Source organism: Laceyella sacchari (genome assembly GCF_024927925.1).
Classification (GTDB): domain Bacteria; phylum Bacillota; class Bacilli; order Thermoactinomycetales; family Thermoactinomycetaceae; genus Laceyella; species Laceyella sacchari.
Window position 1 is genome coordinate 2,153,059 of the sequence record NZ_CP103866.1, and the last position, 14,055, is coordinate 2,167,113.

At 46.7% G+C, this 14,055-nt stretch carries 11 protein-coding genes and 1 pseudogene; 7 read left to right on the forward strand and 5 right to left on the reverse strand.

Annotation, left to right across the window (positions count from 1 at the left end):
* Nucleotides 1-223 precede the first annotated feature (223 nt).
* Both NYR52_RS10530 and NYR52_RS10535 read right to left on the reverse strand, forming a co-directional pair.
* Entirely contained in the window at nucleotides 224-1,861 is a 1,638-nt protein-coding gene (locus NYR52_RS10530; RefSeq protein WP_158283339.1) for a peptide ABC transporter substrate-binding protein, read from the reverse strand.
* 247 nt (nucleotides 1,862-2,108) lie between these two features.
* Complete coding sequence (locus NYR52_RS10535; protein ID WP_132222164.1) at nucleotides 2,109-3,437, reverse strand: APC family permease; 1,329 nt, start codon at nucleotides 3,435-3,437, stop codon at nucleotides 2,109-2,111.
* A 651-nt stretch (nucleotides 3,438-4,088) separates the two neighbouring features.
* Between NYR52_RS10535 and NYR52_RS10540 the strand changes: the two genes are divergently transcribed.
* The gene (locus NYR52_RS10540) at nucleotides 4,089-4,661 is read left to right on the forward strand and encodes a cysteine dioxygenase (RefSeq protein ID WP_259435603.1); all 573 of its coding nucleotides are present in this window, start codon (nucleotides 4,089-4,091) and stop codon (nucleotides 4,659-4,661) included.
* Between the two features lies 1 nt (nucleotide 4,662).
* Here NYR52_RS10540 and NYR52_RS10545 read toward each other — a convergent pair whose 3' ends face one another.
* Complete coding sequence (locus NYR52_RS10545) at nucleotides 4,663-5,184, reverse strand: hypothetical protein (protein ID WP_259435604.1); 522 nt, start codon at nucleotides 5,182-5,184, stop codon at nucleotides 4,663-4,665.
* 303 nt (nucleotides 5,185-5,487) lie between these two features.
* Here NYR52_RS10545 and NYR52_RS10550 point away from each other — a divergent pair.
* Nucleotides 5,488-6,328 (forward strand): IS5 family transposase gene (locus NYR52_RS10550; RefSeq protein ID WP_375163146.1). Its coding sequence is split into 2 segments (ribosomal slippage): nucleotides 5,488-5,823 and nucleotides 5,825-6,328, totalling 840 coding nucleotides; the frame shifts between segments, so codons are not numbered across the junction.
* 29 nt (nucleotides 6,329-6,357) lie between these two features.
* Here NYR52_RS10550 and NYR52_RS10555 read toward each other — a convergent pair.
* Nucleotides 6,358-6,984 (reverse strand): annotated as a pseudogene (locus NYR52_RS10555) (lytic polysaccharide monooxygenase).
* Between the two features lie 291 nt (nucleotides 6,985-7,275).
* Nucleotides 7,276-8,403 (reverse strand): hypothetical protein, encoded by a 1,128-nt coding sequence (locus NYR52_RS10560; protein ID WP_259435605.1) that lies wholly within the window; start codon nucleotides 8,401-8,403, stop codon nucleotides 7,276-7,278.
* Between the two features lie 342 nt (nucleotides 8,404-8,745).
* Here NYR52_RS10560 and NYR52_RS10565 point away from each other — a divergent pair, with 342 nt between their 5' ends.
* From NYR52_RS10565 to NYR52_RS10585, 5 genes are all read left to right on the forward strand, one after another.
* The gene (locus tag NYR52_RS10565; RefSeq protein ID WP_259435606.1) at nucleotides 8,746-9,465 is read left to right on the forward strand and encodes a response regulator transcription factor; all 720 of its coding nucleotides are present in this window, start codon (nucleotides 8,746-8,748) and stop codon (nucleotides 9,463-9,465) included.
* Nucleotides 9,462-10,541 (forward strand): HAMP domain-containing sensor histidine kinase, encoded by a 1,080-nt coding sequence (locus tag NYR52_RS10570; protein ID WP_132222174.1) that lies wholly within the window; start codon nucleotides 9,462-9,464, stop codon nucleotides 10,539-10,541. Before NYR52_RS10565 ends, NYR52_RS10570 begins: the two co-directional genes overlap by 4 nt.
* Nucleotides 10,542-10,668: 127 nt before the next feature.
* Nucleotides 10,669-11,529, forward strand: coding sequence for an ABC transporter ATP-binding protein (locus tag NYR52_RS10575; RefSeq protein WP_259435607.1), 861 nt, complete (start codon nucleotides 10,669-10,671; stop codon nucleotides 11,527-11,529).
* Nucleotides 11,530-11,545: 16 nt separating this feature from the next.
* Nucleotides 11,546-13,087, forward strand: a complete 1,542-nt coding sequence (locus NYR52_RS10580; protein WP_259435608.1) for a hypothetical protein — start codon at nucleotides 11,546-11,548, stop codon at nucleotides 13,085-13,087.
* 96 nt (nucleotides 13,088-13,183) lie between these two features.
* Nucleotides 13,184-14,050: a DUF4097 family beta strand repeat-containing protein gene (locus NYR52_RS10585; RefSeq protein ID WP_154987921.1), complete on the forward strand. Its 867-nt coding sequence runs from the start codon at nucleotides 13,184-13,186 to the stop codon at nucleotides 14,048-14,050.
* Nucleotides 14,051-14,055 lie beyond the last annotated feature (5 nt).

Sequence of the window (14,055 nt, forward strand, 5' to 3'; positions counted from 1 at the left end):
CCGCCTCCTGTCCAATCGTGATGCTGGTGTGGGCAATGCTTCAAATTCTGCATGGAACATTCCCTCTTTTCAAAAATATTAGGGTAGGCCAATCAAATCAAGTGGGTGGATAGAAACAGCGGAAAAATCTTTTCTGTTTACACACACGAATCACTCTCATCGCCACCGATCACATCAAAAAAAAGTGCGGCTACTTCTTTGAGTAACCACACTTCTGCCCGCTTCACTGTTTCCCGTCAACCGAAGCCCATTTAAGGTCATATTCAGCTCCATACGGATGACGATGTAAACCTTTCACATATGGCTTTTGCAAAAATGAATTGGTCTCATAATACAAGGGGACAAGCGCCGCCTGTTGGCCCTCACCTGTTCCAACCAATAGTTTCTCTGCCTGAATCATCAAGGAGGTTTTCTGATTGTGCGATGCTGACGCTTTGGCTTGTTTGATCAACCGATCATAAGCTTCGTTGTTAAATTTCATGTAATTCAACCCGGAATTGGCGGTCCATATTTCCAAGAAACCAATGGGATCACTGTAGTCGGCAAACCAGCTGGACATGGTCATATCAAATTCACCTTTCAACTCGTGATCCACTTTGCTTTTGCGCGGGAGAGTGTTCAATTTGATCTCCAGCCCTAATTTTGTCTTGAGTTGCTCTTTGATTGATAACGCCACATAACTTCGTTGGTCGTTGAAACTGAGCATCACAATCGACTTCGGAGGCCGGGTTAACCCCAGTTCCCGCAATCCTTTGTTAAAGTACGTCTGCGCCAAGCTCGGATTGTGGGCAACGACTTCACCACCAGCCCGTTGGCGGAATGATTGTCCCTCTACTGACAGCGCTGGCGGGATTAGCGCTCCCGCTGGTTTTGATCCGTCTTTCAACACTTGGTCTACAATCTCATTGCGATCGATAGCCAAGTTGATCGCACGCCGAATATTAGGATTTTTAAAAAACGGTTTGCTTTGGTTCATCAACAGATATTGTGAAGAGGCCAATTCCAAACTGGTGTAATCTGTCGTTTGTTTGAATGCGTAGACAAATTCGGAATCAATTTTGGTGATGTCCGCTTTTCCGGAATTATAAAAATTGATGCGCTTTGATGTATCCGCTTGCACCTGCACATCGACTTGTCCCAGCTGAACCGTGTCTTTGTCCCAATACCGCTTGTTTTTCAACAGCCGTACTTGGGTAGGTGTGACTGAGTCGATGATGAACGGCCCGTTATAAACCATCTTGTCGGGAGATTTGGCGTAATCCTCTCCAAATTTTTCTACAATGTCTTTTCGTTGCGGAAAGTAGGTGGATTGCGTGGTCAAGCTCAGAAATTCATGCTCTGGTTGCTTTAAGCGTACTTCCAACGTATGGTCATCAATCGCTTTCACTTTGACTTGATCCGCGGAACCTCTTCCCTTGTTATACTCTTCCGCGCCCATAATCGGATATAGGATATACGCGTATTCCGATTTAATCCGGGGATCGAGCGCCCGTTTCCATGCATATTCGAAATCATGGGCAGTGACTGGCTCTTCATCACTCCACTCCGCGTCATCGCGTAATTTGAAAGTGTAGGTTTTTTTATCGGGACTCACTTCTACTGATTCTGCCATGCCATTGACGAGCCGGTTGTTTGGCCCTAACCGCATCAATCCTTCATTCACATTATACAAAATGTTCCATGAAACGATGTCTACATACCTGGCACTGTCCAAGTTGGAGATTTGATTGCTCTCCATGATACGCAAAATCTTGTTTTCCGGGACGGCTTCGTTTGATTCCAGCCACGGTATACTACATGCGGTCAATAACGACAGAGACAAAGAAACAACTGACGCGATGAACAAACTCTTTTTCCTCATGATTTCCCCCATTTTTATTAAGAGTATAATTATGCCGACGATTGAATATATTCGATTTTATTCATTTACACTAATAAAGTAAAGAGTTTGTTGCAAAAAATTGATAAATTTACAACCAAACTTTGGTCTTTTGTTAAGAATAAAGGAATTGACAAATTAATTAAACAGCAAAAGAGGCACTAACTTCAACATACAAAAAAAGGGATTGTCCGTTTATTGGACAATCCCTTCCCTTTATCTGTCTTCCTCAAGCAGCCTGCCCGCTCTTCACCGCCCGAAAACGGCGAATAAGCCAATAAATCGGCAATCCAACAAGGGTAATCCCTACAACGGACAAACTGCCCACCACGTCATTCGTCAGCGCACTGACAATCACAAACAACGCGCCGACGATGGCCACAATCGGCACAAACGGATACAAGGGCACGCGGTAAGGAAGCTCAGCGTTCCCTTTGCGCTTGCGCAGAATAAATACAGCAACAAAAGCCATCAAATAAAACAGGAACGTCGCAAACACAGCAATGTCCGACAATTGGTTCGGATCAGCCAACAGCATCATGGCGATGGCCAAGACTACTTGGGACAAAATGGACATTACGGGTGTTTTCCACGTAGAGTGGACTTGTTTCAAATAACGGGAACCAGGCAATTGGCCCCGTTCTGCCATAGAAAACGGGATGCGGGGGAATGTGAGAATCTTGCCGTTGAGACAGCCAAAAATAGAAATAATAATACCGATTTGAATCAACTTCCCACCCACGTCTCCAAACAGCAACGTAGCGGCGGTGCTTGCTGCATTTTCCCCAAGCTTCACGATTTCCCCTGCTGGCAGAATGTGCAACATCGCAAGGTTGACCAACAGATAAACCAGCGTCACCGCTGATATCCCAAAAATAATCGCCCGCGGCAACATCTTGGCGGGATTTTTCATTTCACCGGCCACCGACGCGACCATGATCCACCCGTCATAAGCGAACAAGGTAGCAACAACCGCAGCTCCAAAACTGATCTCCATCGAGGAAGACCCGGCAACGCCGAAAATGGTGGCTTCCCCTTTCCACAATCCAAATACAATGATCAAAACGATAGGCAACAATTTAGCAATCGTTGACACCAATTGCACCTGACCACCGTATTTGGTACCGATCATGTTCACCAACGCCAAAAAGATCACAAACGCAACACCAATCAAGGTCGACCAGGCATGATCCATACCAAACAGGTGAACAATAAGGCTACCTAGGTATAGCCCCAAGGCACCAATAACAGCGGGTCCGTAAATGACAGTTTGCATCCATCCACACAAAAACCCCCAACGTTCGCCGTATGTCTCTTCCAGATAGACATTCAAACCACCGGTCTTGGGGATTTGCGCCCCAATCTCTGCAATGGTCAATCCTCCTGCCAGGGTAATCACTCCCCCGATCAGCCAAGCCAACAACCCCATCGTGGAATCGCTGGTTTGGCCAAGCACAACGCCCGGCTTCATGAAGACGCCTGATCCGATCACCGTCCCTATCACGATCGACAACGCCACCATAAAGCCGATATCTTTCTTCAAATGTTGTTCTGCCATCCCGTTTCGTCCTCCCCCAAAAGACATTTGTTTCATTCAGTAATACATCATCATGTATTATACCATGTTAATGCTAAAAAGACCCGATTAATTTACCAACTTAAATACAATTATACAAAAAACGGCTAACGAACACCCGAAATATTGTAAATATTAATGAATAATTATGTAAATGATAAATTTTTATGAAAATTACCTCTTCACTTCATGCTGGAGGGGACAGGAAAAAGATTGGCGCACCTAGCTCGGACTAGCTTCCGACTTCGCTATCAACCATTTTATATCAATCAACATGAATACTTGAAAAACCCCTCTCTATTGGTTAACAAAAGGGTAATTTCGTTAATCAACAATCAATTCTTTCAAGAAAAACGCATACCGACCGCCATCACAGCCAACAAATGGCTAGCCTCTTGCTACATAAAGAAGATCTATTCTATTGCCAAATGGTATAATATAACTAACAGTCCAAGCATCGTCACACACCTCCATACCCACAGCACTGTCCCCAAACCCGCGTTCTCACACGTCCCCGGGCTACGGAATGATACCATCACTATACTAGAAAGCCCACCGATCATTTTCCCTTTTGAATCTCGAGTAAGTTACTCATGATGAACGACATTCTTTAATCACACAGGAGGAGATTGCATGAATATGATCGAATGCATCGCCATGTCCCTGCGCAACCGCCCGAACCTTGATTTCACGGCATTAAAACAGGCGATTGAACAGGCCGAATGCACGTTGGAACGCATAAGCGCGCACATTCCTGCTCCTGCTCCCCCTCTTCCCTACGGCCGAAACGTCATCTACCGTTCCAAGTCTGTAGAAGCGATTGTCATCCATTTGCCTGGATACACAGAAACGCCGATCCATGATCACGGCGATTCGATCTGTTGCTTGTATGTTGTCTCCGGCTCAGTGGTGAACCGAATCTACGCCACTCCGTCGGATACCGCCCCCGATCAGGAACAACGAAAACAAGCAGGGGAATTCCTTTATTGCGATTATGGACAAGTTCACTCCTTGTACAATCCAGGACCTCAACGCCTCATCACTTTTCACCTCTATGCCCCGCCATTGCAAAATGCAACATTCAACCCACCCTTCGCCAAGCAAGTCTTGCAACCGCCTCAAGTCTCATGTACGCCTGTTAAGCAAATCAAACTGACGAAATCCGCCTCCAGCAAACAAAAAACCCACCCAAAGGGCGGGAAATAGCTTAACGGTATACTTGAATATAAGAAATTTGGTCATTCCAACCATCACCAACATATCTAATATCCAGTCCAGGTCCAAACGTTTTGCAAGGTTCGCCCCCATTTTTGTGATAACAAACCCGTGTTCCCGAACTTTTTCTAGCTGTTTTGAGCGATGAAACTTCATCATTGTAAGAGCTGTTGTTGAAGTTTGTATAATATCCTACGGGTGTCGTGTATTTCCAACCACGGAAGTCGGCATGTTGGAATGATTCGGTCGCATAGTCAGAAGCTTGTGCTTTAATCCCCTCTTGCTGAACGGCCCATTTTTGTTTGAACTTCTTTTCGGCGATTTCATACTCGGCTCTGGTTTTGTAACTGTACGTCTTTCCATCAATGTCCACAATCTGGTATTGGACATGGCTCAAATCATATTCCAGCGGAACCACCGTTCTGGCTTCAGCAGGACTAACTGACACGGTTCCCAAGGTAACAGCCAACACAAACACGATCGCCAGAATCATGGATTTCCATTTCTTTTTCATCACATTCACACTCCCCTTGCAATTCATTACTTCATGTTCGTTTCTCCATTTCCCCCCTTTCCCGCATAATAATATTTATCACTTGCGAAATTGTGTTATGACGCCTTTTTTCAAACCTCGACAAAAAAATAAAAAAACGCCCATGCCACCCGTTGCGTTTGGATGGCATGGGCCAGATACCTATGAGGTCAGATCAATAACCCCCGTGGGGACAGGGATGAAAAGCTTCTAGGGCGTGTCTGGTGAATCCATCATGATTTCCTGTTAGAATGTTCATAACAACAAAAGCAAGGAGACATCATGATGAGACGGCGTTATGAGATTACAGATGAGGCTTGGGAAAAGATCGAGCCTTTATTGCCTTCGAATGGGAAACGAGGCGGACAGTGGAAAGACCACCGAACCATTTTGAACGGAATCCTGTGGAAGTTTGGGACGGGATCTCCCTGGCGGGATCTGCCTGCACGTTATGGTTCTTGGAAAACTTGCTACTATCGTTTTACACGTTGGCAAAAGGATGGGACGTGGGATCGCTTGCTTAAGCATGTTCAGACTTACTCCCACGCCGTTTCCGATGTCGATTGGGTTGTTTTCGTTGACAGCACGATTGTCCGAGCTCATCAGCACGCCGCAGGCGCGCCGAAAAAAGGGGGACCCTCGCTTCCAGAATGAGGCACTCGGACGAAGCCGCGGAGGTCTGACGACCAAAATCCATCTTGCTTGTGACGGAAAAGGTCGACCGCTTGCTTTTACAATCACTCCCGGTCAACAGCATGACTGTACCCAATTACAAGCATTACTCGATTCCATTTCCGTTCCCTGTTTGGGAAAAGGAAGGCCTCGCAAGAGGCCGGATCATCTGATTGCCGATCGCGGCTACAGTTATCCGTCTTGTCGTCGATTTCTTCAAAAACGTGGGATTTCCCATACCATCCCCGAACGCAGAGATCAGGCGGAGCGTCGGGCCAAAAAGCCGGGGCGTCCTCTGACCTTCAACAAAGAACAATATTCACGCCGAAACGTGATTGAACGCTGTATTAACCGCCTGAAGCAATGGCGTGGCTTCGCCACTCGTTATGAAAAACGGGCGGTTTATTTTTGTGCCGCCATTACCTTGATTTCCTTGATCATGTGGCTCAATTAATCATTCACCAGACACGCCCTAACCATTTTTTACTGAGATAGGGCATTGACTATGCGTGATCTCTCCAACAACCATGAAGCATGGGTAACCTTGCTGTTAACCAGGTTTACATCGACAGCCTGATAAAACGCATTGCCGGTGTCGGCAATTTCCCAAACACCCAAAATCACATGGTACCCGGTGCGATCGGTCGGTACGTTGCATTGGTGGGTTACGGTGTTTGGCGGTCGTTTTCCCCCGTCATAGACATAACAAAACAATTCCAGATCGGACCGAGCAATCGGCTTGTCCGGATTCCATCCCTTCTTGGTGATGTAATACTTCCACTCTCTGGTGCTATGCGGCGCGGTCAGATACCAAGTAAACGAATTGCTGCCCCCTCGCAGAGTAACTTTGGCCCAACGAGTTGACGTTTGCGCGTACAACTCCGGATAACGGCCGCCTCCTGTAATCTATCCGTCAGGCGGACCCGATTGCGGAAATGACCCTATCCCCTCCACGCTTTGCGGTTCCCACTGAATTTGACCGCAATCCGTGTTTTGCTTTTGTTGGCACAGATACGTACGGCTGGCGGGAGACTGGATATAACCATGGGCAAAAGCACCTTCGGCAAACGCCGCCACGCTCAACCCACATCCCAAAACCAACAGAGCCATCCGCAACGCAATTTTTTTCCAAGCACGCATCATCTCAACCTCCTCATTCAATATTAATAGAATATTCTATATATTTATAATGTATCTTATATTGGTAGGATTGTCTATACCAATTCTGTGGTATCAATTGCTCGTAAGAGAAAAGGCGTCAACCGATGTCACACACATAGCCAGTGGCAGGTCGACGCCTTCGCTGTGAGCTCATTTTTTCGGAGCACTCAGGCATCCGCGCTGTGCCTCAGCCTCAAAGCAAGAACGGATTTAGACAACTATCCAGTACGGCATTCTCTCTCAGCATTCCCCTTGCCGCCGTTCCAACCAATTTTCATCATCGTCTATTGAATATGTCTCCACCAACGCATCCCATTTCGCCATTGCTTCTTTCCAGGACGCCTCGTCCATCTGCCGGTCAATGGCTTGCATTACCTCCGCCAACGCTTGAAATGGAAACTCATCAGTGCACACATGCCGCATCGAATACACATCAAAAGGCGAATCGCATGCGTGATACCATCCATGAACCGGATCTTGCGTCCATTCAAAATGCGGTTTGAACCAAACCATCCGATCGAATTGTTCGATTTCCTCCTCAGAAAACAGCCCCAATGAACGCCATGCTGCCTTCACTTTTCGGGCGATCGCCTTGGCATCCTCATGTCGTGTCACCACCGCGAACCGAAGCATCAGCAAAAACGGAACAACAAACTGCTCGGGATGACGCAGGGTGAGAAAGAGGTACAGCTTTTCAAACTCTTCCCATCTGAGCACATGCGGATGCCATCTAGACAAGTCATCCCATCCCAATTCAAAAGAAGTGGCTAATGAAGGGTGAAACAGTTGGAGTGTGGACATGTCAATGCAGTCTCCGATCCATACCATCAATCCCGCATCGTCAGTGACAGGAAAGCGAATGGGATCGACCAATTCAGGATAAATGCTATCGTCATCATCATCTGACTCATATGTTTCAAAATGAACATACTCCCACCAGAACCTGCGGTCTTTAAACACGGTGTTCCACAGATCAAACTCATCGACGATATCGATTTTTAGTCCGTACCGGCGCACCATCGTATTCATCTTGCTATGCTTGATCAACGTGTTTTCGATATTTTTATTCTCTTCCCGACCTAGCAGTTCTCTAACCGCTTCTCCCACTTCTTCTTTGCATCGGACGATGATCGTGTGAGTATATGTCATGAATTCAACCAAAACCAAACATCGGGCGTCAGTTTGACTTCGCTTGAGATAGATGGAAGTTTTCTCTCTGCCTTTAGCCTCTATATAGGCTTGTTTGTCAAAAGGAATATCTATCAATGGCGCTAAACGCTCCAGTATCTCTTCACCTTTATCGTTGAATAAGCTAACTTGAAATTGCACAATCCCAGCGTATTTTTCTAACAGTTGTTGCTCTGTCATGGTGTTCTCCTTTGTTTGAGTAAGTCTGCTATATTTTTATCGTCTCACGTTACCTCACAAGGATCAGTCCCCAGACCATGTTATGGCGATTTTGTTATCATTTCATTTACCTTTTATGCTTTTTCAATTGTCCTTCTTTTGTGTGCTTAAGCCAACATGCATGTTTATCCTTCCTAATACAGCGCATTTTCCTCAAGTCCCCCTTCGCATAGCCATTTTCTCACCCACCCGCCTTTGTAACCTGTAGCCGATTTGTCTAATTTTATCATAGACTTAAGACATAGGTTTGCCAAACAATTATAATGAACGGTGGAGAATGATATGCAAAGTGAGGGTGAATGAATGCGCACAGAAAAAATTCTTTTAATAGATGATGAAGTTGGCATTCTTAATATGTTGGAAAAAATCTTGCTGAAAGAAGGGTTTCACTCCATCGTGAAAGCTACGTCTAGCAAAGAAGCCTTACAAGCTGTGGAGACGACTCCCTTTGACATCATTGTGCTGGATGTGATGCTACCTGATACCGATGGCTTTGAATTGTGCCGCAAATTACGCAATGTGACCGAAGCACCGATTCTGTTTCTGTCGGCGCGCTCCAGCGATTTTGATAAGTTGACCGGCTTGGGGATCGGCGGCGACGACTACATCACCAAACCCTTTAATCCCTTGGAAGTGGTCGCCCGCATCAACGCCCATCTGCGTCGAAGCAGCATCCTCAAAAAATCGATGCAAGCCAAACCGACCAAATGGGATTTCGGTTCTTTTTCAGTAAATAAAGAGACGGGCCAATTGTTTGTTAATGGCAAAGAAGTCCGTTGCACAGCAAAAGAATATGACCTGATGATCTTTCTGTGCGAACATCCCAATCAGATTTTCACAACCAGCCAGTTGTATGAGCAAGTATGGGACTCCGTGTTGATGGGAGACGAAAAAACGGTGGCCGTCCACGTTTCCAAACTGCGTAAAAAAATCGAACCCGACCCCAAAAATCCCCAATTCATCGTGAACTTACGGGGTATCGGATATAAATTCGTTCCCCCTAAGGAAGGTGAACGTCCATGAAAATGAGCTTTCGCATCGCACTGCACTTCGTCTTAAGTTTGCTCTTAATGTTGTTCCTGTTGGGATTGTCCATGATGTTCATCGAAGAAATCGTCCCGGAATCCAATAAGAACTTCAATCAAGCGCCGCTGTTCGGCATCATCGTGTTTGTGGTGTTTGCGATCAGTTACGGTTGGTACCTGGGACGGCCTCTCCGCCACCTGATAAGTTGGATCCGTCAATTGGCTGAAGGAGACTACTCAGTTCCTGACAAAATTCAGCGCAGTTATCAACCCCACAACCATCAAATGAAAAAGCCTTACCAACTCTATCAGGATGTGTTGCTCAATGTGTGGACGCTGACAAACACCTTGCAAGAAAATGAATTAAAAAAACAACAATTAGATGAGTTAAAAAAAGAATGGATCGCTGGCATCTCCCATGATTTAAAAACGCCACTCACCTACATCAACGGTTATACAACCATGTTACTGTCACCACATTACCAATGGACGGAAGAGGAAAAAGAGCAGTTTTTGAAAGAAATCCACGCCAAATCAATCCATTTGCAAGAATTGATCCAAGATCTCAATCTGTCCTTGCAACTGGATGAAAACAAAATTCCTCTGAATTTGAAAAAGGTGGACATCATCGAGTTTGTGCGTCGGGTAGTCGCCGATGCGGCCAACGACCCCAGAGCCAAAGATGACCAGATTGAATTTTATACCTATCACGAACGCGCAGAAACGGAAATCGACGAAAAGCTTTTTAAACGAGCCCTGCAAAATTTGATGATGAACGCCATCATCCACAATCCGCCGGGAACAACCATTCAAGTGTCGATCCGTGTAAGCAGCCAAGTGCAGATCGTGATCCAAGATAATGGCAAAGGCATGGACAAAGAAACAGTGGATAACCTCTTCGTCAAATATTACCGAGGCACTCCCACCGACGCGCCGGCAGAAGGGACCGGTTTAGGCATGTCCATCGTCAAACAGCTGATTTCTGTACACAAAGGAACGATTGACGTCCACAGTCAATTAAATAAAGGAACCACCGTAACCATTTCCCTACCTCGCCATTTGGCCAGCGCTTAACTCACTCAGCCAAGCAGGGTTTTACCTGCTTGTTTTTATTTTGTCAACCTTTTGCTTTGATTTTACTTTCTTTTTACTTTCATTTCTTATGCTATAACCAATCACTTACTTGAAAGGCGAATGATACATGAATTTGACCATCAAAGATGTGAGTAAACATTACGGCAAAAAACGGGCCCTACATCAATTGAACCTGGAGCTGGACAAAGGGGTCTGGGGATTTTTAGGTCCCAATGGTGCCGGCAAGTCAACCATGATGAAGATTTTGGCCACCATTGACCAACCTACTGAAGGCACTGTCACTTGGAACGGAGTCGACATCGTCAAGCATCCGTTGGCTCTGCGGTCTGAGCTCGGTTACTTGCCACAGGACTTCGGCGTTTATCCCAATTTAAATGCCATTGAGTTTTTAGAATATATGGCCGCCATCAAAGGGTTGCCCATGAAGCAAGCGCGCAAACGCATCGATGAGTTGTTGGAGCTGTTAAACCTGACCAATGATGCCAAGCGCATGATCGGCGGTTATTCGGGCGGGATGAAGCAACGTGTCGGCATTGCACAGGCGTTGTTGAACGACCCCCAATTGCTGATTGTAGACGAACCCACTGTAGGGCTGGACCCAACGGAGAGAATCCGGTTCCGAAACTTGCTTTCCCAGATCGGAAAAGACCGCATCATCATTTTGTCAACCCATATCGTCTCCGATGTGGAAACGATCGCTAACCAGATCATCCTGATCCGTCAGGGATCGCTGATCGCCAACGCCAAACCGGAAACGCTCTTGGAAATGCTGGCCTACAAGGTGTGGGAGTGCGTCATCCCGGCAGAAGAGCTTGATTCACTCCAGAAAAACTTCATCGTCAGCCATGCTGTCCATCGCAGCGACGGACTTTTGGTTCGCGTGGTTTCCGATGAACCGCCGGCCCCGGACGCCGAAAATGTCCCGGCCTCGCTTGAAGACGTTTACCTCTATTACACCATGACCTAAAGAAAGGGGGAAAGCCATGAACACTTTCACCATTATTCGCACTGAAATGTTGCGGCAAATCCGCAGTTACCCATTTATGATCACCCTCGCGCTGATCATCTTCATGGGATACGCGCTAGTGCCGACCAGCGATGCCGGGTATACGATTCTACACACCGGCGGCGTGCGCGGGATTTACAATTCCGCTTGGTTGAGCGCGATGGCCACCGTGGCCTCTGCCACACTGTTGTGGTTGTTCGGCTTTTATCTGCTGAGAAGCAACATTTCCACAGACCGGCAATTGAACATCGGCACATTGATTGTCCCTTCTCCCTATCGAAATGGACATTATCTGTTCACCAAAGCGCTTAGCAATTGGCTGCTCCTGCTGATGATGCACTTGGCACTCATCTTCGCATTCATGGCGATGCAACTGGTGCGGCGGGAGAGCATCATCATCAATGTGTGGGATTATTTCGCGCCGTTTCTGTTCGTAATCGTCCCTTCTTTCGCAGTGCTGGCCGCCTTGACGATCCTCTTTGACGTCATTCCTGGATTGAAGGGAGCATTGGGCAATTTTATTTACTTCTTCCTTTGGGCCGCTCTCGGCGCGTTCAGTCTGGAAAAATATACTTGGGCCGATGTGATGGGAGTGCAATTCATATTCTCTGCCATCATCGCCGATGCCAAACAACACGTTCCGCTGGCTGACGAAAGTTTCGGCTTCGGATACAACGAAATCGGGAAGTTGCAAACTTTTGTCTGGGACGGGATCACTTGGACTCCCGACATCATCCAATCCCGCCTGACTTGGTTCGTCTGGGCGATTGGGCTGTTTGCGGTAGCTCTTCTGATCTTTCGCCGCAATTCATTGCTGAATCGCCACGCTCCCGCTGAGAGCAAACTGGGGAACCCGGCGGTCAAACCCTTGCTACAACAGGAGCTCACTCCGGGAACCATGGCCCTGAGCCCATTGCAAGGAGAAAAACGGTATGGCTTGATTCCCCACATTCGTGTAGAACTTAAGCTCATGTCAAAAGATTTTCCGCGCTGGTGGTACATTGTCACCCTGGTGTTGATCGCAGGAAGCCTGTTTCTGCCATACAACGAACTGAAGGATTGGATGGGATTATTGCTGGTTTGGCCCATCGCGCTGTGGTCGCAAATGGCCACTCGCGAAAAGCGCTACCGCATGACAGCACTGGTTACATCCAGCGGTCCACCTTTGCTCCAAACCATCTCCATCTGGATCGCCGGATTGTTAGCCACCTTTGCCCTAGGAATCGGCGTCACGCTGAATACAATCATGGCTGGCGATTGGGACTTTCTGCTCTCCTGGGTGGTGGGAATGTGCTTTGCGCCAACACTTGCCTTGCTATCTGGCGTAATCAGCGGCACCAAGAATGTGTTTGAGGTCATTTACCTGCTATTGTGGTATATGGGACCAATGCAATACGAATCAGCACTTGATTTTTATGGACTGCATCTGACGTCCAAATTGACCTGGTTCTATTTCTTATGCACGGTGGTACTGCTTGCAACCGCCTTGTTCTTGAAGAAAAAGCAATCGAATGCTTAAAACCGCTTCCAATTTTCACCTCGTTGGAAGATGATGATATACATGATCCACAATTCAAACAAACCAAATACACAAAATTATTAGGAGGATGTAAACATGAGAAAAACTTCTTTTATCGCTGGCTTGGTACTTTCATTGACCGTCATGTCAGGATGTTCTTTGGACCTGGACGATCCAGACTTCGACACCAACAACTCCAATTCCAACAGCAACATCAAGTTAGACGCTGGTGCCATTGATACTTCGAAAAAGGGACAAGTTCAAAAAAGTTTTCTCGCCGACAATGTTTCCGTGCTTGACATTTATTCCAAAGAGATTGGCGTACAACTCCATCAGTCTGATAGCAATGAGATCAAGGTTTTGCTAACTAATGTAGATAATGATACCAAGTTAGATGCAAACGTGAGTGGTGATACCCTGCAAGTAAAAATGGGTGCCGGCCCTTCCGTGTTTGGCCTTAACACCACCACCCCCACACTTCACATCTATGTGCCGAAAAAATCTTATCAATCCATCAAACTGCATTCGCAAAACGCCAACTTTACCGCCGAGAACTTGGAAGCAGCTGAGTTGAACTTAAACACCAACGAAGGCGACTTCAAACTTAATGGATTCAAAGGTAATCAACTGACCGGAAAAACAGCACATGGCAACTTCAACTTGCAACAAATTGATGCACCGTTCTCCATCAGCTCCTCTTCCGGTGCAGTCAACGTCTCCGTGGCCAAAGGCATCATTGGTAACAGCCAAATTCGTTCCAGCTTTGGTGACGTCAAAGTAAATGTGGGCACCGAAGCCGTCCATGTAAACCTCCGCTCCGATCAAGGGATCTCTTCCAGCTTTTCCGCCCCGGCGGTGAAAGATAACGAAGGCGTCTTCACCATGGAGGGCTCGCTGAACGGCGGCGGTGGGTCAAGCAAGTTGACCATCAACACGGAAGGCAGAATCAAATTGGATAAATAAAAAAG

Bases quoted from the DNA above. Each gene is read 5' to 3' on its own strand.
- NYR52_RS10530 (WP_158283339.1), bottom strand. From the start codon at position 1,861: ATGAGGAAAAAGAGTTTGTTCATCGCGTCAGTTGTTTCTTTGTCTCTG.
- NYR52_RS10535 (WP_132222164.1), bottom strand. From the start codon at position 3,437: ATGGCAGAACAACATTTGAAGAAAGATATCGGCTTTATGGTGGCGTTG.
- NYR52_RS10540 (WP_259435603.1), top strand. From the start codon at position 4,089: ATGAATATGATCGAATGCATCGCCATGTCCCTGCGCAACCGCCCGAAC.
- NYR52_RS10545 (WP_259435604.1), bottom strand. From the start codon at position 5,184: ATGAAAAAGAAATGGAAATCCATGATTCTGGCGATCGTGTTTGTGTTG.
- NYR52_RS10560 (WP_259435605.1), bottom strand. From the start codon at position 8,403: ATGACAGAGCAACAACTGTTAGAAAAATACGCTGGGATTGTGCAATTT.
- NYR52_RS10565 (WP_259435606.1), top strand. From the start codon at position 8,746: ATGCGCACAGAAAAAATTCTTTTAATAGATGATGAAGTTGGCATTCTT.
- NYR52_RS10570 (WP_132222174.1), top strand. From the start codon at position 9,462: ATGAAAATGAGCTTTCGCATCGCACTGCACTTCGTCTTAAGTTTGCTC.
- NYR52_RS10575 (WP_259435607.1), top strand. From the start codon at position 10,669: ATGAATTTGACCATCAAAGATGTGAGTAAACATTACGGCAAAAAACGG.
- NYR52_RS10580 (WP_259435608.1), top strand. From the start codon at position 11,546: ATGAACACTTTCACCATTATTCGCACTGAAATGTTGCGGCAAATCCGC.
- NYR52_RS10585 (WP_154987921.1), top strand. From the start codon at position 13,184: ATGAGAAAAACTTCTTTTATCGCTGGCTTGGTACTTTCATTGACCGTC.